We start from the raw sequence: 22,374 nt of genomic DNA on the forward strand, positions 1-22,374 counted from the left end.
TCTTCTGAAGCTGGAGGCGCTCGACGGTCTGGAACGTACATTTCAATTGTACTGTTCCTCGGGAAGCTAGCATTACCCTTGCGCACTTACCGCCCTTCATTAAAGCACAAAAAAATAGAAACCTTGATTTCTCAAGGTTTCTACTTCGTGATGCCGAGGACGGGGGTCGAACCCGTACGGTGGTCACCCACCGCAGGATTTTAAGTCCTGTGCGTCTGCCAATTCCGCCACCCCGGCAAAGGTAAACGTTCTCTAGATGGTGGGCCCTGAGGGACTCGAACCCCCGACCAATCGGTTATGAGCCGACCGCTCTAACCAACTGAGCTAAGGGCCCTCGCGATATAATATCGAAAGGTTGGTTGCGGGGGCAGGATTTGAACCTGCGGCCTTCGGGTTATGAGCCCGACGAGCTACCGAGCTGCTCCACCCCGCGATAGTACCAACAAACTAGAACGTCATCAATGGCGACAAGATTAAATATACAACAGACGAAGCATGAAAGTCAACCATTTTTTCACGGCACGAAACGGACGCCGTATCTCCCTTTGCGGGACTGGAACACCTCGACTTCTTTCGGGCAGTCGTACCCGTACACCCACCAATCGTTCTCCATCCGCCGCACGAGGCATCCCGCTTGGAATTTCGTTTCGTACAACCGGACCCAGTACACCCAGCGCATCATACGCTTATCCCTCCTCTTCTTCTTGAGCTTAGATTACCCCAAGATGCGGAAAAACAAGCACTTATGCCCTCAATTCAATCGATCCCGATATCTCCCTCCATAGTGCCCCTAAGGGTTGGAATACGGCCTTCCACCGTGAAGTACCCGCGAATGGACTGCGACGGTCCTAACAGCGCGGCTAACGGGCTAACGGGCATATTAACGCGAGTACCCTCCGTTTAAAGAAAACGAGAAGACCGCGCTTGCGCGCGGTCTCTCGATAGGGCTGTATTGATCAGCGATGATCCGTTTGGGCTTAGCCGAGCGGCCGCGCGATCCCCTCGCCGGTTCCGTCGTTCGTCCGCTTAAGCGCCTCATTGCCTTTGGTCTCCCAATCCTTCAGCGCTTGCTGTACGGACATTTTGCCTTCGATTACCTGCTGGAGCGATTGGTTGCCCAAGTATTGCGCCTCATAGATGCCCGGCTTCTCGCGATACAGCTTCTCCAGATCCAGGCTCGTCGGCGGTACCGGCTTCAGCGTGTAGAAGGCCTCCACGTTGTAATCATGACCATCACGCGGCTTGATCATCGACTTGCGCGCGATGAGTTCATACGTGCTGCGGGACTTCAGCTTCGCCCATTCCTTGCTGTTATTGAACGAGATGAATTCCCACGCGTCGTCCGCATTCGCCGCTTTCGTGTTGATGCCCATAAGCGCGCTCAGATTGATCGCACTGCCATAGCCTGGATTCTCGGTATGCTGCGGAATCGTAACGACGCCCCAATCGACGGAAGGCACTTTGCTGTTCTTCGCGTTTTGTTCCTTTGCTCTCGTCAGCTCCGTAATATAGTCGTAGCCGGCGACGGTCATCGCAGCACGCCCGTTAATGAAGAGATCGCCTTGGTACGGATTCCATACTTGCTTGCCGTCGGTCGCTCCGTTATCGTACATGTCTTGGCCCGTCGGAATGATTTTGTCCTTGTAGAGCGGCGCGAATGTGTTGAAAATTTTCTCCCATTGCGGACCGGTGACGGTCATTTTCTCGCCTTTGTCGTCGAACATTTTGAGCTGCAGCGCAGGGAGGTAATACTGCTGCATGTCGTTGAACGCGTCGCCGCCCCAACGGTTCATTTGCAAGCCGAATACCCGTTTCGCGCCTTCGCCTTTGGCCAGCCGTTTCGCATCCGCGAACACATCGTCCCACATCATGCCGTCCTTCGGCACTTCGACGCCCGCGTCGGCGAAAATCTTCTTGTTGTAGTACAACGCCGCCGAGTTGAATGTCGGGGTCAGCGCATAGATGCCGTTGTCGCCCGCTTCCTTGATGCCATTGATGACGGTCGGGACGTAATCGTCGATATCGAATTCCTTCTCCTGGATGATCGTATCGAGCTGCTTCAGCATGTTGTCTTGGACAAGACGCTTCAGATAGTTCGTGCCCGAAGAATCGAGAACGACGACGTCAACCGGATTCGTCCCGTTCAGCATTTCCTTCAGCTTTTCGTATGGGTCCGGCTGCGCCACCGGCTTGCTAGGGTCCGGCTGCTCCTGGAAGCGCTGGTCGTCGTAGTTCAATGCGCTCACGATTTGAATATCGAGCTCGGGATGCATCAGCTCGTAGCTGTCCGTATACTGCTGGCGAAGATACTGTTCGCTGTCCTGGCTGGAATACAGGAACCCGATCCGCAGCACCCGTTTCTCCGCGCTCGTGTCCGACCCTTTGCTGCACGCCGCTAGCGCCGACCCCATCAGCGTCAGCGACAAGCCCAGCACTGCCGTCTTGCGCATTCTTGCTCCCCATGTCGTGTTCATATGCTTTATCCCTCCAATGATTTCGGCGTCGTGATAATAATCCGCTCGCCGTCGAATTCCATCGATGCTTTATCCGTAATGTTCAGCGCCGTCAAATAATGCTTCGGGATTTGCAGTCTCCCGACGCGGTCGACGACGACGTATTCCTCGTGCACCTCGCCGATGCCGCCGTGTCCGCCGTTACCGAGCGCCTCCGCCTCATCCAGATTCGGATTGCGTTTGATAAACTCGGTGCTCGTGAGACCGTCGCGGATCGCCACGACGCGGTCCACCTTGCCTGCCAGCGACAAATCATGCGTGACGATGACGATGGTAATTCCGAGTTCGCGGTTCAGCCTGCGGAAGATGTCCATAATCATGTCCGAAGTCCGCGAGTCCACCGAGCCGGTCGGCTCATCCGCCAGCACGAGCTTCGGCCGGTTCGACAACGAGATCGCCATCGCGACGCGCTGCTGCTCACCCCCGGAGAGCTGATGCAGCTTGTTGTGCATCCGTTCCTTGAGGCCGACCCACTCCAGCAGCTGGCGGGCATAAGCCCGGTCCAGTTTGCCGGAGAGCATCATCGGCATCTCGACGTTCTCGATCGCGGTCAGATATGGCAGCAGGTTGCGCGCATTATTCTGCCAAATGAAGCCGACCGTGTCGCGCTTGTACTCGACAAGCTGATCGTCCGTAATTTTGAGCAAATCCCAAGGTCCGACCTTAACCGAACCAGCGGACGGCCGGTCCAGGCCTCCCAGAATGTTCAGCAGTGTGGATTTGCCGCTGCCGCTGTTGCCGATGATCGCCATCATCTCGCCGTCCTGCACGTTCAAGTTCAAGCCTTGGAGCGCAACGACTTCCAGATCGTCGGATTTGTAAATTTTAACGAGTCCTTCGCATTCAATCACTTCGTCTTAACGCTCCTCTCCCATCTTCACGGCCTGATGCACGCGAAGACGGCGAATATGAACGAGCAGCAGCGACGCGCCCATGAGCATCATGCAGGCGACGACGATATACAGTTGATTCGTATCCTGCGAATCGAACACGACTCGGAATGGCGGCACCGAATTGGTGACGTTCTCCGCCGTCTGCAGGAATGGCAGGAACAGCAAGCTCGTAATTTTGCCGATGACGATACCGAGGATAATCGATAAGCCCGCGGTGAAAATTTGTTCGAGCAGCAGCATGCCGGTTAACTGCTTCCGCGACAAGCCCATCGCCCGCAGGACGCCGAACTGCACGATCCGCCCCGATAAATTAAAGAACCAGTACAGAATGTAGCCGACAAGCGAGATCAGAATCGAGACCAGGAAGCCTAAGCTCAAAATGCCGAATACGCCGCCGCGCGTCGGCAGCTTCGATTGCGTCACGAGCTCCTGGCGCACGTCCTGCACCGATGCAAGCTCGATCCCTTTGCCTTGCAGCGCGGTAATGATCGGCGCGGTCTTCGCGTCCGGCTTCATCTTCAGCCAGACGTCGTACTGGATGATCGGCACCTGATCGTAAATGTAATCCAGGTTCGCGATGACGAACGGCGACTGCTCCGGGTATTGGCTCGGCCAGTACGGCACGATGCCGACGATGACGAATTCGACCATGCCGTCGGTCAAGCCGACCGATACGCTGTCGCCCAGCTTCAGCTGATATTTCTCCGCGACGTTGGAGGGCACGATGGCCGCATGTTCATATAGCCCCAAGTAATTCAAGTAATGGAACGGATGCCGTTCGTATAAATCATTGCGGAACCAAGCTACTTTGGAGAAGTCGACGTTATCGATGCCGACCAGCGTGCCTTGACCAACGGATCGTCCGGACACGACCACGTTGCCTTTGGTCTGCAGGACGCGGGCAGCCGCCTCGACGCCGTCCAGCTCGCGGAAAATCTCAAACGGCGGTTCGGAGTAAATCGTGCGGGTCGGCACTATGCTGCCGCCACCTTGACCGCCTTGACCTCCGCCATTGCCTCCGTTACCGCCTTGCCCGCCGCCGTTGCCCCCTTGGCCTCCATTACCGCCTTGGCCGCCGCTGCCTCCTCCGCCTGGATTCCCCCCGTTATTCACGAGCTCGGTCGTCCCCTCCCAGACGGTCTGTACGACGACGTCCGTGCCGAACTTGTATAACGTGCGCTCCGTGGAGTTGAGATCGATCGTGCGGGCGGCAGAGGCGTTATAGACCCCAAGCCCGAGCGTTAGAATCAACAGAATCATGAGCGGATAATAGCCCTTGGACGAACGCGACAGCTGCGTAAGCGTCAAATAAAGCGGAACCGGCAGAAGCCTGCGTCCAAGCCAATTGAACAACTTCAGCATCCACGGGAAGATCCGCAGAAAGAATAATCCAAGCGCGAAAATCGCGATCGCCGGCACGAAGAACAGGAACGGCTGCACGTTCAGCTGATCTGTCGTCATGCCGCTTTTGAACGTGATCATTTGGCGTTCGTTGAAGAGGTACCAGCCATATGCGGCAACCCCCAGCAGCAGCACGTCGATGAACCAGCGCTGCCAGCCCGGCTTGCGGTCCGACCTTGCCAGCGCCTGCTTATAGCCGACGATCGACGAGCGCGCGTAAATGATGGCGGGCACGATCGTCGCCAGCATTGCAAGCACGACCGCGCCGATCCCCGCCACGATCGCTTCGATGCCGAAACCGATCGGAATCGATTTGCGGTCGACGAACGCGAGGAATCCGTTCGCCGAACCGATGCTCTTGGCCATGAACCAGCCTAGCGCCGGACCGATGACGAGCGCGATTATGCCTAGCAGCAGCCCCTCCAGGAAATAAATCCGGATGATCTGCCCCGTGCCTGCTCCCCGGCTTCGCAGCACCGCAATATCGCTGCGCTGTTTATCCAGCGATTGTCTGGCGTTCATGGCGATAAAGTAGAACACCATCGCGATCATCGGCGCGGCAAGGGTGAAAAGCAGCGCCTGCAGCTGCAAGCTTTGCGTCCGGAACTGGCCCAGCAGCTTCGCGAACGAAATCTCGACCTTCGTATCCTTCAGCTTCTGATATAGCTCTACGTTCAGCCTGTCAAGCGTGCGGCCGAGCGGGGATAGCTGACTCGTCTGAATGTCTTTCAGATCGAACGCATAATACCAATTGGCGGTATGCACCGGAACTTTGCGCTCCGTCACCAGCCCTTTCGTAAATGCGTTCTCGCCGATGATGAGCGTATTCATAATGCCTTCCAGTCCCTGATACCAATAGGCGCTCGTATCGTCGAGGGGCTTGTAAGCGCCGACGATCTTGACTCTCAGGTTCAGGTTGAGCCCGCCGTAGATCGGATAATTGAAGACGTCCCCGATATGGATATCGCTGCGATACATGGCCTCTTCCATCATGACCGCCTCGATCAAGTCGCCTTCGCCTACGGAGTCCGCGAACCAGCGCCCCTGCGCCAGCTCCGCGTTCTTCTCCAGCTCCGACATCGTCATGATCGACATCTGTCTGACCCGGCTCGCATCGACCTTCGCGGGATCCTCTGGCGTAATCTCGGTGCTGCGAATCAGCATGTTCTGCACGAACATGTGCTGCGGGAACCCGATTTCCTTTGGTACATCCTCCTTGATGTAGCGCGTTACCTCGGCGAGACTGGCCGGATCCGTCTTGGCGCCGCCTACCGACTGGTAACGCATCAGCAGCGACCCTGCGGGCAAGCCGCCGCTCTCCTGCTTCAGCGATTCGCCGACGACGCGCTTGAGCGCGCCGTCGGCATACATCGGGATGCTCGTCGCGAACGCTACCGCGATGATAAGGCCGACGAGGGAACTAAGCGTCAGCCAACGGGTATTCCACATTTTGCGAAACAAAAATCGGATTAACGGCATCCCCATCAGCTATCGACCTACCACTTTCTGCCCTGGCGTCAAGCCTTTCACGATTTCGATTTCCGTCGCGGTTTGCTGGCCAACCTCCACGTCGACTTCCCGTTTGCCCTCCGCCTCCACGACTTGCACGTAGGTGCGCGAGCCAATCGTACGCAGCGCAGATGGCGGAATGACGATCGCGTTCTCTTTACGCTTTGTAATGATATTGAGCGACAGCAGGCTGCCTCTCGTGACGCCGGCCGGGATTTTATTCAGGGAGACGAGCAAATATTTCTCCGGACGTTCAATGTTCTGGCCGTTATTGCCGCCGATGCCTCCATTGCCGTTGCCGTTCCCGTTGCCGTTCTCTTCCGTAACAATCGGCAGCTGCTTCACTTTGCCCTCGACCGTGCCACCGTTATTGATTTCGACGGAAGCCGGCATGCCGACGGTGACGCCTTTCAGCTCGTCTTGCGTCATGTTCACGGCCGCCACGAGGTCGCTGCCATCGGCAATGATGCAGATCGGATCGTAGGCTTTGATCTGATCGCCCTTCATGACGTTGAGCTGCACGACCGTCCCGGCGAACGGGGCGACCAAGGTCGCCTTGTCGATCTCTTCCTGCATGTCGGCGAGCTTCTGGCGATTCTCCTCGAAGTTAATGACGGCCATCTCGTACGCGATCGGATCCATCGTATCGCGCTCGCGCAGCGTCTTCTTCATCTCGACTTCGGCTTTCTTGAAATTCAGCTGCTCGGTTCGCAGCGTTTTCTTCAAATCATCGACGTCGAGCGATCCGATCACCTGCCCTGCGGTTACCTTCTGGCCGGCCTTGATGTTCAGCTCCTTCAGCCGCTTGCCGTCGAGCGTAAAATAGAGCGTCTCCTCTTTCAGCGAAATCAGCTTGCCGCTGCCCAGCACCTTCGTCTCGAGCGTCGTCGTCGTTACCTCGTACTCCGGTTTCTTCGCGATCGCCGGCGGGTTTATCTCGGGCAGCACTTCCTCCTCCGCCTCCTTCGGCAGCAGCGAACAGCCGCTGGCCAGCAGCATGGACGCGCCGAGCAGCACGGCAGCCGTTCGCTTAAATGAATTTTCCGTCAACCATTTCGTAAACATGATCGGCAACCTCCAAAATCGTGGGATCGTGCGTAGTCATACAAATCGTAACCTGCTCCGTCTGGATGATCGTCCGAAATACGTTCATCACCTGCGCGGCCATTTGCGAATCGAGTTCGGCCGTCGGTTCGTCAGCCAGCAGCAGCTTCGGCTTATGCGCGATGGCTTTGGCGATCGCCACCCGCTGCTGCTCGCCCCCGGACAGCTCGAAGGGACGGTGGTGCATCCGCTTGGCCAAGCCGACCAGCTCCAAGCATTCCGTCACCCGCTCCTTCCACTGGTTCCCCGGCACGCCGGCCATGCGCAGGGACAGCTCGACGTTCTCGTAAGCGGAGAGCAGCGGCATGAGCGCGAAAGCCTGGAAAATAAACCCCATCTGCTTGCGCCTGACGACCGTTCGCTCGTCGTCGCTCATGTCATGGAACGGCAATCCGCGAAAAAATATATGCCCCTTCGACGGCTGGTCCAGCCCGCCGATCATGTTCAGCAGCGTCGTCTTGCCCGACCCGGAGCGTCCGCGCAGCATCACCAGCTGTCTGGGTTGAAGCTCCATGTCGATTCCCTTCAATACATGCAGCGGCGATCCGCCTACTTGGAAGGTACGCTCGACCGCTTCCACGGTCAGAATCGGCCCGGTCTCGACGGACGATTCCTCCATCTGAGGCAGCATCGCCGTCGCCGCCGTCTCCACAGCCGCGGCGGGTTCCGTTTCAGATGTGCTCGCGTTCTGGGCAACCGCCATTTGCGCCTTGCTTTTCTTGAACCATGCCATGGCTGTATCCCAGGACTCCCTTCGCATTAAAATTTTTTCATAAAATGAAAACTATCTCTTAGACGGTCCAATTACCAAAAAAGTTACGCTAGAAGAGAAAAGAAAACATAAATATTTGCTAAAGCAAACTTTTGTTGCCTTAACCGCCTCGATTCGACAACGATCGACCAGGACTGGTTTTTGACGGACGTAAAAAAGCCCGGGCAGATCAGAACGGCTCTTGCCATTCGTTTCTACCAGGGCAAATGTGAATTAATTCACTTTAAAAGAAGCGACGGATTCTGTCAGCTGTGAAACGATTTGCTGAAGCTGGTCCGCGGCCGACGTAATGTCGTCCATGAGCGCCAGTTGCTCCTCGGTCGCCGCAGCCACGTTACGCGTGCTGTCAAGATTTTGCTGCGCCGTTTCCGCCGTTTGCTCCATCGTGGCGCTCACTTGCTCGGAACTGGCCGACATTTGCTCGGTGATCGCCGAGTTGTCGTGAATCTGCGAAGCGATGTTCTGAATCGAGCCGCGAATTTGCGTGAAGCTCTCCGTCACATTCGCGAGCAGCTTACTGCCCTGCTCGACTTCCGCCAGCGTCTTGGTCATGACGCCGGTCGCGTTCGTCACTTCTCCCTGCGTCGCCGCAACCAACTCGTTAATCGTGGAAGCCGATTGCAGCGAGGCTGCCGCCAAATTGCGGATCTCGCCGGCCACGACCGTAAAGCCACGGCCGTGCTCGCCTGCCCGCGCCGCCTCGATCGAGGCGTTCAGCGACAAGATGTTCGTTTGGTTCGAGAAGGACGTAATCTGTGCGGCGATCTGGCCGATCTCCCGGGAACGCTCGTTCAAGCTGTCTACGATGCCCGAGAGGCTCTGAATGACGTTCTTAACGCCTTGCATCTGGCTGACGAGCTGATCGATTTGATGCTGCCCTTGTTCCGCCTTCTGCGAGGTCGAAGCCGAATATTCCGAAATCGACGACGTATTCTCGGCGACGCGCGCGATGCCGACGGCCATCTCTACGATCGCCCGCGCGGATTCCTCGGCTCCTCTCGTTTGCGATTCCATGCCGTCAGTTACGCTCTGGATGTCCACAGCAACGCTGGAGGCCGCTTCCGTCGATTGCTTCGATACCAATTGCATTTGGATCGAAGAGGCACTAACATGCTTGGCATTCTCCGAGATCGTGCCGATCAAGTCGCGCAAGTTGCCTGCCATCTTCTCAATCGATTCGGCGATTTTGCCTAATTCGTCATTCCCCCGCTTCAAGGCCGGACGCGGTCTCAAATCGCCTTCGGCTACCGAACGTGTTAGACTCATCATATAATCCACCACGCGGTACAGGTTACGGATAATGAAGTAGCTGACCAGGCCGATCACGATGATGCAGACCGCGATCCCGACATACATTTGAAGTTTGAAATCTTCCCGATGCTGACTAGATAAATCAACCTGCGTGGCCGCATACTCGTCCAATATCTCGCCGATCGTATCCAAGCTGCCCCGCAGCTCGTTGAATCGGTTCAGGAAGTCCTCGCTCGGTGCGGTGCTGTCCTGAACCGCGAGTGAAGTCCCCAGATCGTCCACCCATGCCTTGAATCCGTCTGCGAAGGAAGCGATAACCTCTTTGACCGACGTATCGCCGGCGCTGTTCTTCAGGTCCATCATACCCGCGGCCTTCGCGGCCTCTTCCGCCTTCTTGAGCCGTTCGGACGCCTGCTTCACGTTGTTCAGCATGTCTTCTTGCGCGAGGGCAGCCCGCTCCTGGTTCAGTCCGCCGGATTTCAAGAGCTGGTAGGACGAGATCGCCTGATAGAGATCCCGATCGGCATTCAACACGTTCGCGGTGATTTCGTTCGTCTGCTCGAATAACCGGTTGGCGTCGGTCATATCCGTGTCATACGTGTTCAAAATATAGACGTTGCTTCCGGCGTACATGGATATCGGGAGCGCGATCAAGAGCAGCAGCTTGGCCCTCAAGGAGAGAGAAATACGTTTTTTCGGCATTGCGGTTCATCCTCTCGTTAGCGTTAGACTTGAAAAACATCATTTACTAACTACATCGGAATAACGGCTAGGATTGATAATAGCAATAGTCGAAAAACGATGAATTTTGTCGATAATTCTGAAAATCATTCCACTAAAAAACTCCTTTTCCGCAAAACGGGAAAAGGAGTAGGTATAGGTTCTTTGCCTAAAATGCATCATTCTCGGATTGGGATTACAGGCCGAATGCCTGCGGATTCTCGCGCCACTTGCGCAGCAGCGACACGTCCGCCTCTACGATTTTGCCTGCGGCCAGCGCCGAATCGATCAACGCCGAGTAGTTCGAGAGCGTGAAGAGCGGAATTTGCTGCTCCGCGAACGCCGCTGCCGCCTGCGGGAATTCATAGGTGAAAATCGCGACGGTACCGAGCACTTCACAGCCGGCTTCGCGTACGGCCACGGCCGCTTTAAGCGAGCTGCCGCCCGTCGACACCAGATCCTCGATCAACACGACTTTCTGGCCGGTCTTGAAGTGACCTTCGATTTGGTTCGTTTTCCCATGCCCTTTCGCCTTATCGCGCACATAGAGCATCGGCAGGTTCAGCTTGTGCGCCACCCAAGCGGCGTGCGGAATGCCGCCCGTCGCGATGCCCGCTACGGCTTCGCAATCCGGGAATTGCTCGCGAATGACGGTGGCGAAGCCTTCGGCGATCGCGTCGCGGACTTCCGGATACGACATCGTCAAGCGGTTGTCGCAGTAGATAGGAGACTTCATGCCCGAAGACCAGGTGAACGGGTCGTTCGGACGGAGCGCAACTGCTCCGATTTCCAGCAGGTTAAGCGCAATATGCTGCGGCAATTGTTCCAGTTTGATCGTTGTCATTAGCGAATCAGCTCCTCAATAATCGATTCCATGGCTGCGCGCGGGTCCGGCGCTGCCGTAATCGGACGTCCGATGACCATGAAGTCCGTTCCTTGGTCAAGGGCTTGCCTCGGCGTAAGAATGCGCGATTGATCGTTCACATCGGCCCCTGCCGGGCGAATGCCGGGCGTCACCGTCTTGAACGCGGCGCCGCATGCGTTTTTGATCGCCGTTACCTCTTGCGGGGACGACACTACACCGTCCAGTCCGGCCGCAAGCGCCAGCTTCGCGTACCGGATCACCGCGTCTTCCACACTGCCTGCGATGCCGATTTCATCGTTCAATACGGCTTGATTCGTGCTCGTCAGCTGCGTCACCGCGATAACCAATGGCCGTGCCGTTCCTCCGCCCAGTGCGTTGTCGACGCCTTCCAACGCCGCTTCCATCATGTGTCGTCCCCCGGCTGCATGAACGTTGAACATATCGACGCCAAGACGCGCAATGCTGTTCGCTCCGCCTTTGACGGTATTCGGAATATCGTGCATCTTCACGTCTAGGAATACTTGATAGCCGCGCTCTTTCAAGCTCGCTACGAAAGCAGGTCCCGCAGCGTAAAATAACTGCATGCCCACCTTCATATAACAAGGAATGCCGCCGAGGGAATCCAGCAATCGTTCGGCTGCCGAAGCGTCCGGATAATCCAACGCGACCATGATTTTACCTGCCGCATCATTTCGTGTAAGGCCGCTCATCGTATCCCTCCTCATCCAAATGTCCATAAAAAAGGCGTCCCGTAGCGGGCATTGCCGGTTGGCAGATGCCCGCGGCCAGGACGGCCCGTTGATCGTTCAAAATTAAGGCTGCAGCACTGGCATCGGACGCGAGGAGAAATTGATCGCCTCGAGCATGTTGAGCAGCGCGCGAACCGTATCCAGGCTCGTCATGCAGACGACACCGTTCTCGACCGCCTCGCGGCGGATGCGGAAGCCGTCGCGCTCCGGCGTTTTGCCTTTCGTCAGCGTGTTGACGACGAAGTGCGCCTGCCCGTCGCGGATGAGATCCAGAATGTTCGGCGTGCCTTCCGTCAGCTTGTTGACGCGCTTCACGCGAAGTCCCGCGCCTTCCAGCGCATCGGCCGTGCCGCCCGTAGCGATGATGTTGTAACCCAGCTCGTAGAAGCCGCGGAGAATCTCGATCGCTTCCGGTTTGTCCTTATCGGACACCGTGGCAATGATCGCGCCCGTAGGCGGAATGCGCATGCCCGCGCCGATCAAGCCTTTGTACAACGCCTTCGCATATTGTTGATCGCGGCCCATGACTTCGCCCGTCGATTTCATCTCCGGCGTCAGTGTTGGATCAACGCGGCGCAGCTTCGCGAAGGAGAATACCGGTACTTTGACCGATACGTAATCCGTTTCTGGCGCGAGTCCTTCTTGGTAACCCAAGTCGGCCAGCTTCTGCCCGAGGATCGCTTTGGTGGCCAGATTCGCCATCGGGATATTCGTTACTTTGCTCAGGAACGGTACCGTACGCGAGGAACGCGGGTTGACCTCAATGACGTATACTTGATCCTGGAAGATGACGAACTGGATGTTGACCAGACCAATTACGCGCAGTTCTTTCGCGATCTTGATCGTGATGTCAACCATTTGCTGCTTCAACTCGGCGGACAGATGCTGCGGCGGGTACACCGCGATGGAGTCGCCGGAGTGAACCCCCGCGCGCTCGATATGCTCCATGATGCCCGGGATGAGCACCGTCTCGCCGTCGCAGATCGCATCGACTTCCGCTTCCTTGCCCAGCATATAGCGGTCGATCAGGACCGGATGCTCCGGATTGATCTTTACCGCTTCGACCATGTAGCTCAGCAGCTCCTCGTCGGAGTAGACGATTTCCATCGCGCGGCCGCCAAGGACGTACGACGGGCGGACGAGCACCGGATAACCGAGTTTCTGCGCCGTGCCTACCGCCTCATCAACCGACGTTACCGTGCTGCCTTCCGGCTGCGCGATATTCAGTTTGCGAAGCAGCGCTTCGAATTTCTTCCGGTCTTCCGCCGCATCGATGCTCTCGAGATCGGAGCCGAGGATGCGCACGCCGGCCTTGGTCAGCGGAGCCGCGAGGTTAATCGCCGTTTGGCCGCCGAACTGCACGATGACACCGATCGGCTTCTCTTGCTCGATAACGTTCATGACGTCTTCGAAGAAGAGCGGTTCGAAGTAAAGGCGGTCGCTCGTCGAGAAGTCCGTCGAAACCGTCTCCGGGTTGTTATTGATAATGACCGCTTCGTAACCTGCATCCTGGATTGCCCATACCGCGTGAACCGTCGAGTAATCGAACTCGATGCCCTGACCGATACGGATTGGACCAGAGCCCAGTACGAGCACCTTTTGCTTCGTCGTCTCGGTGACTTCGTTCTCGGTCTCGTAAGTCGAGTAGTAGTAAGGTGTTGTCGCTTCGAACTCGGCCGCGCACGTGTCGACCATTTTGTAGACCGGCTTCAAGCCTTGCGACAGGCGCAGTGTGCGGATGTCGTGTTCATTCAACGCATTGCCGCCTTCCGTCCGGATCTCAGCGATCGAACGGTCGGAGAAGCCTTTGCGCTTCGCTTGGTACAGCAGTTCCGGCGTCAGGCTTGCCGCCGCGCGAAGCTCGTTCTCGAACTTCACGATGCCTTCGAGCTTATCGAGGAACCACCAGTCGATCTTCGTCAAATCCTGGATTTCCTGCAGCTGGTAACCGCGGCGGAACGCTTCCGCCACCAGGAACATGCGCTCGTCGTCGGGCTTCTGCAGACGGGTACGCAGCACGTCTTCCGACAGCTCGTGCGCATCTTTCAGGTGAATGCGGTGCACGCCGATTTCGAGCGAGCGTACCGCTTTGTGCATCGATTCTTCGAACGTGCGGCCGATCGCCATGACTTCGCCCGTTGCTTTCATCTGCGTCCCAAGTTTCCGGTTCGCGTTAATGAATTTATCGAAAGGCCAGCGAGGGATTTTCGATACGATATAGTCGAGCGTCGGTTCGAAGCAAGCATACGTTTGACCGGTGACCGGGTTGACGAGCTCGTCGAGCGTGTAGCCGATTGCGATCTTCGCCGCCATCTTGGCGATCGGGTAACCAGTCGCTTTCGAGGCTAGCGCGGAAGAGCGGCTGACACGCGGATTCACTTCGATGACATAGTATTGGTAGCTGAACGGATCCAGTGCGAACTGCACGTTACACCCGCCCTCGATGTTCAGGGCGCGGATGATCTTGAGCGACGCCGAACGGAGCATCTGGTACTCGCGGTCGGACAGCGTCTGACTTGGCGCCACGACGATGGAGTCGCCCGTGTGCACGCCGACCGGGTCGAAGTTCTCCATGTTGCAGACGACGATACAGTTATCGTTCGCATCGCGCATCACTTCATATTCGACTTCTTTCATGCCGGCGATCGATTTCTCGATCAGACACTGGCTGATCGGGCTGTAGCGAATCCCGGAAGCAACCGTCTCCAGCAGTTCCTCTTCGTTCGCACAAATGCCGCCGCCCGTGCCGCCGAGCGTGTACGCCGGACGTACGATGATCGGGTAACCGATTTCGTTCGCGAATTCAACCGCAGCTTCGACCGTCGTGACGATCGTGCTCTCCGGAACCGGTTGCTCCAACTCGCGCATCAGCTCGCGGAACAGGTCGCGATCTTCCGCTTTCTCGATCGCCGTCAGCTGCGTGCCGAGCAGCTTCACGTTCTCGCGCTCCAGCACGCCGGCGCGCGCCAGCTCAACCGCCATGTTCAAGCCTGTTTGGCCGCCGAGCGTCGGCAGCAAGCCATCCGGACGCTCTTGGCGAATGATTTGGGTGACGAAATCAAGCGTAATCGGCTCGATGTAGACTTTGTCGGCCATGTTCGTGTCGGTCATGATCGTTGCCGGGTTGCTGTTAATCAGGACGACCTCGTAGCCTTCTTCCTTCAGCGCTTGGCAAGCTTGCGTGCCGGCATAATCGAATTCCGCCGCTTGACCGATAACGATCGGACCGGAACCGATAACGAGAATTTTTTTGAGTTCATTATTTTTGGGCATATTGCAGTTCTCCTCTCCATGCCTGTGCAAGCTGTGCTTGACGCGGTTGTTGCGGGGTGCTCATCTTATGGTTGCGGATCATATCCAGGAATTGATCGAACAAGTAGCTGGAGTCGAAAGGCCCCGGCGCCGCCTCTGGATGGTATTGCACCGAGAATGCCGGGAATTCCGCATGCTTCAAGCCTTCGATCGTCCGGTCGTTGTTGTTGATGTGCGTCACTTCGAGCTTCGTGCCGGCAATCGTGTCGTCGAGAACCGTGTAACCATGGTTCTGCGAAGTGATGTAGCAGCGGTTGGTCGCCAGCTCCTTCACCGGATGGTTGCCGCCGCGATGGCCGAACTTCAGCTTCGACGTATCAGCGCCGCATGCGAGGGCGAACAGCTGATGGCCAAGACAGATACCGAAGATCGGATATTCGCCAAGCAGTTCTTGAATCATCTTCACCGCGTAAGGAACGTCTTTCGGGTCGCCAGGTCCGTTGGACAGCTGGATGCCGTCCGGATTAAGCCGGCGGATCTCGTCGGCCGTCGTATCATGCGGCACGACGACGACGTCGCAGCCGCGTTTGGTGAGCTCGCGCAGAATGCCGCTCTTTGCGCCGAAGTCGACCAGGACGATCCGCTCACGGTCGCCAGGGCTCGAGAAGACGCTCTTCGTCGACGTCCGAGCGACCTGATCGCGCATCAGCGTCGTGCCGAGCAGGCGTTCTTGCAGCTCTTCAATGCGCTCGTTGCCCGTTGTGAGCAGGCCCTTCATCGTACCAAAGTGACGCAGTTTGCGGGTCAGCATGCGCGTGTCGATCTCGCTAATGCCGGGAATGCCGTATTCTTTGAGCAGACGTCCGAGCGTGTACTCCGCGCGCCAGTTGCTCGGCACCTCTTCGTGACGGCGCACGACAAAGCCGTGGATGAACGGGCGAACCGCTTCGAAATCATCGCGCGTGATGCCGTAGTTGCCGATAAGCGGGTACGTCATCGTGACGATTTGACCGCAGTAGGAAGGGTCGGACAATACCTCCTGGTAGCCTGTAATCCCCGTATTGAATACAACCTCGCCTGCGGATTGCGCTTCGGCGCCAAACGAAGTGCCTGTGAACAGCGTTCCGTCTTCGAGCAGCAGTCTTGCTTGCATGCTTATCACTCCTTCTGATTTCTGTGCCTGCTTGTTATGCACGCCTTGCCCGGAGCGGCGCTCCGCCCGGCACTCGGCGCTTTTGTACCCATTTCATCTATAAGGACTGCCGTTGCCGGCTAAATCTTGAATCGTTCAACCTTACTCGGACCAAACCAGCTTTCCGTTCACGATTGTTGCCGTCGGCCAGCCTTGCAGCTTCCATCCCCCGAACGGCGTGTTCTTCCCTTTCGAGAGGAACGTCTCCGGCTGCACCTCGCGCTCGCTCTCCAGATCGACGATCGTCAGATCCGCGGGCGCTCCCGCCGCAAGCTTGCCTTCAGCCAAGCCGAATACGCGAGCCGGGTCTTGCGTCATCCGCTTGAGCAGGAAGCCGAGCGTCCATTTGCCCGTGGCAACGAACTTCGTGTAGAGCAGCGGGAACGCCGTCTCGAAGCCCGTGATGCCGAATGGCGCCAACTGCATCCCGCGCGCTTTCTCTTCCGCGCTGTGAGGCGCATGGTCGGTGACGACGATGTCGAGCGTGCCGTCCTCCAACCCTTCGATGACCGCTTGCACGTCGCGCGGCGACCGAAGCGGCGGATTCATTTTCCAATTGGCGTCCATGCTCGGGATGTCCTCGTCCGAGAGGATTAAGTGATGCGGGCAAACCTCGGCCGTGACATTGATGCCGATCGCTTTCGCTTGGCGGATCAAGCGAACCGACTGCTCGGTGCTGACGTGGCAGACATGGTAGTGCACGCCCGTCGCCTCCGAGAGCAGAATATCGCGTCCCACGTGAATCGCTTCGGATTCATTCGGGATTCCTTTGAGGCCGTGCTTCTCGGCGAACTTGCCTTCCGTTACGGCAGCGCCTTCCACGAGCGAATCGTCCTCGCAGTGCGCGATGACCGGCATCCCCATCGAGTGCGCCAACTTCATGGCGTTCTTCATCATTTGGGCATTCTGCACGCCTACGCCGTCGTCCGTAAAGCCGATCGCGCCCGCTTCCTTCAATGCTGCGAAATCGGTCAGCTCGCGGCCGAGCTCGTTCTTCGTGATCGCCGCGTACGGCAGCACCTTGACGATTCCTTCGCTCTTCGCTTTGTCCAGTATGTACCGAATCGTCTCCGGCGTGTCGATGACCGGCCGCGTGTTCGGCATGCAGGCGATCGTCGTGAATCCGCCTTTGGCGGCCGAGCGAGTGCCGCTCGCGATATCTTCTTTATACTCAAAGCCTGGTTCGCGAAGATGGACGTGCATATCGATAAATCCGGCCGATACGAGCTTGCCGGCCGCGTCGATCGTTTCGTGCCCGTTCGTATCCGGCGCCTCGCTGCCCTCTACGATCGCTTCGATCATGCCGCCTTCGATGCGCACATGCTTCTTTACCAGTTTCGCTTCATTCTCGTCCCAGATGCTTCCGTTCAATACCCAAAGTGCCATGCTTGTCTATCTCCCTTCCTTAATTAGCTGAGCGCCCGTTCAATGACGGCCATTCGGATCGGCACGCCGTTCTGCATTTGCGGGAAGATTCTCGACTGCGGCGATTCGACCAGCTCGTCGTCGATTTCGACGCCGCGGTTGATTGGGGCCGGATGCATTATAATCGCGTGCGGAGCGATCCGCTTGGCGCGTTCAACGGTTAGACCGTACTGCTGGCGGTATTCCTCCGCGGACTTGATCAAGCCATTCTCGTGTCTCTCCAGCTGCACACGCAGCATCATGATCACGTCGGCTTTCAGCGCTTCGTCGATCGAGATATGCGGCGCATCAAGCTCCGCGGCCGTCATGCCTTCCGGTGCGCAGAAGGAGACGTTGGCGCCGAATTTGCGCAGCGCCCACAGATTCGAGCGAGCTACGCGGCTGTGTTGTACATCGCCGATGATCGAAACGTTGAGGCCGCGAAGTTCGCCGAACTGCTTGCGCATCGTGTAGAGATCAAGCAGCGCCTGCGTCGGATGCTCGTTGTTGCCATCGCCTGCGTTAATGAGGGGAATGCGAATCTTCGTTGCCAGATCCGCGAGGACGCCGATCGGCTTCAGCCGGATGACGCCAGCGTCGATGCCCATCGATTCGAGCGTACGCACCGTATCATAGATCGATTCGCCTTTCTGTACGCTCGAGACGGCTGCGGAGAAATTCAGCACTTCCGTCCCTAGACGCTTCTCGGCGACTTCGAAGGAGAAGCGTGTTCTCGTGCTGTTCTCGAAGAACATGTTAGCGACGAATTTCCCGGGCAATACTGGTTTCACCTTTTCCTGCTGCGCTTCCCAATAAGCGGCCCGGTTGAGGATGGAGAGAATTTCTTCCCGATCAAGTTCTTTTAAACCGAGTAAGCTGCGTTGTTTCAATTGTGTCGTCGTCATCTTCAGCTTGCCCCCTTTTAATGCAGTATCGTTACTTTATCTTCTTGGTCGATTTCCATCAGCGACACTTCGATTTCCTCTTGCTTGGAGGTCGGCACGTTCTTCCCGACGTAATCCGGTCTGATCGGCAGTTCCCGGTGTCCCCGGTCTACCAGCACGGCCAGCTGGATCGTCTGCGGACGGCCGCAGTCCATGACGGCATCCATCGCGGCGCGAATGGTTCGTCCCGTGTACAGCACATCATCGAACAGGATAACGCGCTTGTCCTGCACATGATTACGACGCATGGCTTGCTCGGATGCAGCGGCCGTCTCTGCCGAAGCGGAGCTGCCAATTCCGGAGTTGCGGTCGTCGCGATAAGAGGTGATGTCCAGCTCGCAAACCTCGATCGGAAGGCCTTCGATTTCTTGAATCCGTTCGGAGATCCGCTGCGCCAGATAAATGCCTCTTGTCCGAATGCCGACCAGCACGCAGCCCTCGATGCCTTTGTTCTTCTCCACGATCTCATGCGCGATTCGCGTTAGCGCCCGCCGGATTGCCGTTTCGTCCATCAGAATGCGTTCATTGCTCAATGCATTCCCTTCCTTCCGTTCTTCTGCTTGGTCTGGAAACTTATTCACTGCTTGCTTACGCGCGAACAAAAAACTCCTTGCCATATCGGCAAGGAGTGTGCGAGTCAAATCTGAGCATGCGAGGCAGACAGAATACACCAATGTACGAGGGTTCGACAAAGGAATCTGCCATGTCGCCGCAGGGGCTCAACTATTCACGCTACCTTGCCAGCCTCTCTGGACTGATCTTAAAGGTACTGAAGTTCATTACTGGAATTATGCCATGGTTCGTTAGGGATGTCAACTATATCATCCCCTCAATTTCGACAAACTCTTGCAAGCGAAATGCTGGGCGCCTCTTCTTCCCTTATAAGTTAAAAGCCTCCAATCAGCCGATTTCTCGACGATTAGAGGCTTGCTTGCTTCACAACTACGTATTGATCCTACCTTCATGCACGTGTTGCCACGATTAACGTTTGCGGAGAATATCAAGCTCATGTTCCATATCAGCCGGCATTGGCGCTTCGAAGACAAGTTCCTCCCCCGACCGCGGATGGACAAAGCCCAGTACCGCGGCATGGAGCGCTTGACCTTTCAGCCCGATCGTCTTGCTGCGGCCATACACCGGATCGCCCGCCATCGGATGACCGATATATTTCATATGGACGCGTATCTGATGCGTACGTCCCGTCTCGAGCTGCAGCTCCATCAGCGTATAATCGCCGAATCGCTCGACGACCATGAAATGCGTCACCGCGTGCTTACTGCCCTTCTCCGTAACCGTGAACAATTTGCGGTCTTTCGGATCCCGGCCGATCGGCGCGTCCACGGTCCCTTGATCATGCGGCACGTTGCCATGGACGAGCGCGATATACTTCCGCGTCACCGAATGCTCCTTCAACTGAGCCGCGAGCGAAGCATGCGCAAGGTCGTTCTTGGCCACCATGAGCAGTCCAGACGTATCCTTGTCGATGCGATGCACGATGCCTGGACGCAAAACGCCGTTAATGCCGGACAGGTCCTGGCAATGGTGCATCAGCGCATTGACGACCGTACCGGAGGAATGGCCGGGCGCGGGATGGACGACCATGCCGCGCGGTTTGTTGATGACGATCACATCGCGATCTTCGTACACGACCTCAAGCGGAATCGCTTCCGGCTCGATGACCGCACTCTCCGGCTCGGGAACCGTCACCACGATAACGTCGCCATCCGCAATTTTGTAATTCGGTTTCACGGTACGGCTGTTCACGAGCACATTCCCGTTTTTAATCCAATCCTGTACCTGCGTGCGGGAGATGGCATCATCGTACATGTTCTCCGTTACGAATTTATCCAGGCGTTCCCCGGCTTCTTCGCCGCGAATGACGAACTCGACCGGTTCTTCGCCGATGTTGTCATCTTCATTATTGAATAGGTTGCTGTCCATCATGTTCACGCGTGTCACTCGTTTCTTGGTTCTCATTCTTCATCGACAGGAACGAATCAAGCAAAATCAGGCCGACGCCTACGCAAATGCCGGTGTCCGCAATATTGAAGATCGGAAATACATAGCTGCCGAACGTAAACTGTAAAAAGTCCACGACTTCGCCATAAAGCGCGCGATCCAGAAAATTGCCAACCGCGCCCCCAAGGACTAGCCCCAGGCCGACCAGCAGCAACGGACGCCCGTTCCGGTTACGGTGAATATACCAGACGATCGCGCTTACGACGACAAGGGTTATCGCAATAAAGAAAAATCTTTGTTCCTGAAGGATGCCGAATGCCGCGCCCCGGTTACGGATCGAAGTAATGACGAAGAAATCGCCGATTACCGGAATGATCTCGTGAAGCTCCAGCTTGTTTTCGATCACCTTTTTGGTCACGTAGTCAATGACAAATACGAACAATGCGATCCAGTAGTAATAAAACCGCAAGACACCACTCCCCCTCGTCCCAAACATTGTAGCATAATCATCAGTCCATCGACCAGCGATTACCGGGCTGCGGAAGCGAATTCGGCTTATTTTCGTCGATAGGCGGCAAAATCCCCCTGCCATGCCTTCAATTGAGGGTGCTGCAGCATTCTAAAACGAACCGGCGAAGACCAGACTAACCATCGTAACGAGTTCCGCTACGCCCGACGAAAGGAAGTGCTTCGATTGACGGATTTGACGGCTGTTCAGCTAAGCGAACTTAGAGCCCGGCTCGAAACGGAGAAACGCCGGATCGAAGAGAGGCTCGCCAATAATGAACATTACGGGCTCGCCGGATCGCAGCGCGACGAAAGCGGCGAGCTGTCGACCATCGATAACCACCCCGCCGACGTGGCGACCGAAACGTTCGAACGCGCTAAAGACATCGCCCTGCTGGAGCAGGAGGATCTTCGCTTAGCTCGGATTACGGCCGCGCTGGCCGCCATGGACAACGGGACGTACGGCGTGTGCCTGGCATCCGGCCAGCCGATCCCCTACGAACGTCTGCAGGCGATACCCGAGACGCTGTATAGCGTTGAACACGCACCGCGCCAGGAGCTGTCGTCCAATCGTCCGGTGGAGGAAGAGTTCTTATATCCGCCGTTCGGACGGTCGAGTCTCGATGAACATGAATACAACGGCTTCGACGGCGAGGATGCCTGGCAGATCGTCGAAAGCTGGGGCAACTCCGATTCGCCTGCTTATTCCGAGAACCGCGACGTCGACTCGTATGATTACGTCGGCATCGAGGCCGGCGAGCCGGATGGCTATGTCGAGGCCATCGAGAGCTTCTTGGCGACGGATATTACGGGCAGCCAAGTGAGCGTCATCCGCAATCGGGAATACTACAATTATATGGAGAACGACGAGGGCGATCACGGTCTCGAATCTTCGTAACAGTAGGCCGGGCAGGCAAGCCCGGCCTAATACGTTTTGACATCCAGTTGATGCTGCACGATTCGCACGATATCCGCGATGTAGTCGCCAATAATCGGCAGATTCAATGCGCCGAGCAGCTGCAGGACGTAAACGATCGTGGCGGCGAAAAACGTAAATCCGACCGCGATACCGACGCCTCTTGCCGTACCTGCCAGCACATTGCGCCAAATCAGCGAGAACGGCCGATTAAGCAAGTCCACGTAGTCGGCCATCTGCGACCGCTCCATGTCTTCAGCAATCTTCATTAACCTGCGGTCCAGCAAATCCATCGAACGCCGAATCGCGCTCATATCCTTTACTTCGTCGGTCAAGCCAAGCTCCCCTCCCGCCAAAAAACGCCCATGCCACCATGCCGCCGACGGCCTCTTGCCGCGGGCAGGCATCGTAGCATGGGCGTTC

Annotated in this window: 18 protein-coding genes and 3 tRNA genes; 1 reads left to right on the forward strand and 20 read right to left on the reverse strand. The window is 56.8% G+C overall.

The window, feature by feature from the left end; all coding sequences use genetic code 11:
- Positions 1-151 precede the first annotated feature (151 nt).
- The 19 genes from ACFSKT_RS09120 to lspA form a co-directional block, all read right to left on the reverse strand.
- Positions 152-237, reverse strand: a tRNA-Leu gene (locus tag ACFSKT_RS09120).
- 20 nt (positions 238-257) lie between these two features.
- Positions 258-334: transfer RNA gene (locus tag ACFSKT_RS09125), tRNA-Ile, on the reverse strand.
- 22 nt (positions 335-356) lie between these two features.
- Positions 357-433, reverse strand: a tRNA-Met gene (locus ACFSKT_RS09130).
- Positions 434-514: 81 nt separating this feature from the next.
- Entirely contained in the window at positions 515-682 is a 168-nt protein-coding gene (locus ACFSKT_RS09135) for a hypothetical protein (RefSeq protein ID WP_187434105.1), read from the reverse strand.
- A 295-nt stretch (positions 683-977) separates the two neighbouring features.
- Entirely contained in the window at positions 978-2,474 is a 1,497-nt protein-coding gene (locus tag ACFSKT_RS09140) for an ABC transporter substrate-binding protein (protein WP_377722437.1), read from the reverse strand.
- A gap of 5 nt (positions 2,475-2,479) precedes the next feature.
- On the reverse strand, positions 2,480-3,364 hold the full coding sequence (locus tag ACFSKT_RS09145) for an ABC transporter ATP-binding protein (protein WP_377722438.1): 885 nt from the start codon (positions 3,362-3,364) through the stop codon (positions 2,480-2,482).
- Positions 3,365-3,370: 6 nt separating this feature from the next.
- Positions 3,371-6,292: an FtsX-like permease family protein gene (locus ACFSKT_RS09150; protein WP_377722439.1), complete on the reverse strand. Its 2,922-nt coding sequence runs from the start codon at positions 6,290-6,292 to the stop codon at positions 3,371-3,373.
- Between the two features lie 3 nt (positions 6,293-6,295).
- Complete coding sequence (locus ACFSKT_RS09155) at positions 6,296-7,381, reverse strand: efflux RND transporter periplasmic adaptor subunit (protein WP_377722440.1); 1,086 nt, start codon at positions 7,379-7,381, stop codon at positions 6,296-6,298.
- Positions 7,347-8,153, reverse strand: a complete 807-nt coding sequence (locus tag ACFSKT_RS09160) for an ABC transporter ATP-binding protein (protein ID WP_377722441.1) — start codon at positions 8,151-8,153, stop codon at positions 7,347-7,349. Before ACFSKT_RS09160 ends, ACFSKT_RS09155 begins: the two co-directional genes overlap by 35 nt.
- A 252-nt stretch (positions 8,154-8,405) precedes the next feature.
- Positions 8,406-10,145: a methyl-accepting chemotaxis protein gene (locus ACFSKT_RS09165; RefSeq protein WP_377722442.1), complete on the reverse strand. Its 1,740-nt coding sequence runs from the start codon at positions 10,143-10,145 to the stop codon at positions 8,406-8,408.
- A 214-nt stretch (positions 10,146-10,359) separates the two neighbouring features.
- Complete coding sequence (pyrE, locus tag ACFSKT_RS09170; RefSeq protein ID WP_377722443.1) at positions 10,360-11,007, reverse strand: orotate phosphoribosyltransferase; 648 nt, start codon at positions 11,005-11,007, stop codon at positions 10,360-10,362.
- Complete coding sequence (gene pyrF / locus ACFSKT_RS09175) at positions 11,007-11,738, reverse strand: orotidine-5'-phosphate decarboxylase (protein WP_377722444.1); 732 nt, start codon at positions 11,736-11,738, stop codon at positions 11,007-11,009. Before pyrF ends, pyrE begins: the two co-directional genes overlap by 1 nt.
- Positions 11,739-11,840: 102 nt before the next feature.
- Positions 11,841-15,050, reverse strand: coding sequence for a carbamoyl-phosphate synthase large subunit (carB, locus tag ACFSKT_RS09180; RefSeq protein WP_377722445.1), 3,210 nt, complete (start codon positions 15,048-15,050; stop codon positions 11,841-11,843).
- Complete coding sequence (locus ACFSKT_RS09185; protein ID WP_377722446.1) at positions 15,037-16,182, reverse strand: carbamoyl phosphate synthase small subunit; 1,146 nt, start codon at positions 16,180-16,182, stop codon at positions 15,037-15,039. The genes carB and ACFSKT_RS09185 overlap by 14 nt, the downstream gene beginning before the upstream one ends.
- 141 nt (positions 16,183-16,323) lie before the next feature.
- Positions 16,324-17,607: a dihydroorotase gene (locus ACFSKT_RS09190; RefSeq protein ID WP_377722447.1), complete on the reverse strand. Its 1,284-nt coding sequence runs from the start codon at positions 17,605-17,607 to the stop codon at positions 16,324-16,326.
- A 23-nt stretch (positions 17,608-17,630) separates the two neighbouring features.
- A complete protein-coding gene (locus ACFSKT_RS09195) occupies positions 17,631-18,530 on the reverse strand; it encodes an aspartate carbamoyltransferase catalytic subunit (RefSeq protein ID WP_377722448.1) in 900 nt (299 codons plus the stop codon).
- A gap of 17 nt (positions 18,531-18,547) precedes the next feature.
- Positions 18,548-19,102: a bifunctional pyr operon transcriptional regulator/uracil phosphoribosyltransferase PyrR gene (gene pyrR / locus ACFSKT_RS09200; protein ID WP_377722449.1), complete on the reverse strand. Its 555-nt coding sequence runs from the start codon at positions 19,100-19,102 to the stop codon at positions 18,548-18,550.
- Between the two features lie 448 nt (positions 19,103-19,550).
- Complete coding sequence (locus ACFSKT_RS09205; RefSeq protein WP_377722865.1) at positions 19,551-20,510, reverse strand: RluA family pseudouridine synthase; 960 nt, start codon at positions 20,508-20,510, stop codon at positions 19,551-19,553.
- The gene (gene lspA, locus ACFSKT_RS09210) at positions 20,488-21,024 is read right to left on the reverse strand and encodes a signal peptidase II (protein WP_377722866.1); all 537 of its coding nucleotides are present in this window, start codon (positions 21,022-21,024) and stop codon (positions 20,488-20,490) included. The genes ACFSKT_RS09205 and lspA overlap by 23 nt, the downstream gene beginning before the upstream one ends.
- A 198-nt stretch (positions 21,025-21,222) precedes the next feature.
- On the opposite strand from lspA, the gene ACFSKT_RS09215 reads away from it, so the two are divergent.
- On the forward strand, positions 21,223-21,933 hold the full coding sequence (locus ACFSKT_RS09215; RefSeq protein WP_377722450.1) for a TraR/DksA C4-type zinc finger protein: 711 nt from the start codon (positions 21,223-21,225) through the stop codon (positions 21,931-21,933).
- A gap of 26 nt (positions 21,934-21,959) precedes the next feature.
- Here ACFSKT_RS09215 and ACFSKT_RS09220 read toward each other — a convergent pair whose 3' ends face one another.
- Positions 21,960-22,265, reverse strand: a complete 306-nt coding sequence (locus ACFSKT_RS09220) for a DUF5665 domain-containing protein (RefSeq protein ID WP_377722867.1) — start codon at positions 22,263-22,265, stop codon at positions 21,960-21,962.
- Positions 22,266-22,374: the final 109 nt, after the last annotated feature.

This window comes from Paenibacillus xanthanilyticus (assembly GCF_042682185.1).
GTDB lineage: Bacteria > Bacillota > Bacilli > Paenibacillales > Paenibacillaceae > Paenibacillus_Z > Paenibacillus_Z xanthanilyticus.

What these genes read in the sequence shown, in the direction of transcription:
- ACFSKT_RS09195 (WP_377722448.1), bottom strand. Translation starts at nt 18,530, where the DNA reads ATGACGACGACACAATTGAAACAACGCAGCTTACTCGGTTTAAAAGAA.
- ACFSKT_RS09135 (WP_187434105.1), bottom strand. Translation starts at nt 682, where the DNA reads ATGATGCGCTGGGTGTACTGGGTCCGGTTGTACGAAACGAAATTCCAA.
- ACFSKT_RS09190 (WP_377722447.1), bottom strand. Translation starts at nt 17,607, where the DNA reads ATGGCACTTTGGGTATTGAACGGAAGCATCTGGGACGAGAATGAAGCG.
- carB (WP_377722445.1), bottom strand. Translation starts at nt 15,050, where the DNA reads ATGCCCAAAAATAATGAACTCAAAAAAATTCTCGTTATCGGTTCCGGT.
- ACFSKT_RS09160 (WP_377722441.1), bottom strand. Translation starts at nt 8,153, where the DNA reads ATGGCATGGTTCAAGAAAAGCAAGGCGCAAATGGCGGTTGCCCAGAAC.
- lspA (WP_377722866.1), bottom strand. Translation starts at nt 21,024, where the DNA reads ATGTTTGGGACGAGGGGGAGTGGTGTCTTGCGGTTTTATTACTACTGG.
- pyrF (WP_377722444.1), bottom strand. Translation starts at nt 11,738, where the DNA reads ATGAGCGGCCTTACACGAAATGATGCGGCAGGTAAAATCATGGTCGCG.
- ACFSKT_RS09205 (WP_377722865.1), bottom strand. Translation starts at nt 20,510, where the DNA reads ATGGACAGCAACCTATTCAATAATGAAGATGACAACATCGGCGAAGAA.
- ACFSKT_RS09140 (WP_377722437.1), bottom strand. Translation starts at nt 2,474, where the DNA reads ATGAACACGACATGGGGAGCAAGAATGCGCAAGACGGCAGTGCTGGGC.
- ACFSKT_RS09185 (WP_377722446.1), bottom strand. Translation starts at nt 16,182, where the DNA reads ATGCAAGCAAGACTGCTGCTCGAAGACGGAACGCTGTTCACAGGCACT.
- ACFSKT_RS09220 (WP_377722867.1), bottom strand. Translation starts at nt 22,265, where the DNA reads ATGAGCGCGATTCGGCGTTCGATGGATTTGCTGGACCGCAGGTTAATG.
- ACFSKT_RS09165 (WP_377722442.1), bottom strand. Translation starts at nt 10,145, where the DNA reads ATGCCGAAAAAACGTATTTCTCTCTCCTTGAGGGCCAAGCTGCTGCTC.
- ACFSKT_RS09155 (WP_377722440.1), bottom strand. Translation starts at nt 7,381, where the DNA reads ATGTTTACGAAATGGTTGACGGAAAATTCATTTAAGCGAACGGCTGCC.
- ACFSKT_RS09150 (WP_377722439.1), bottom strand. Translation starts at nt 6,292, where the DNA reads ATGGGGATGCCGTTAATCCGATTTTTGTTTCGCAAAATGTGGAATACC.
- pyrE (WP_377722443.1), bottom strand. Translation starts at nt 11,007, where the DNA reads ATGACAACGATCAAACTGGAACAATTGCCGCAGCATATTGCGCTTAAC.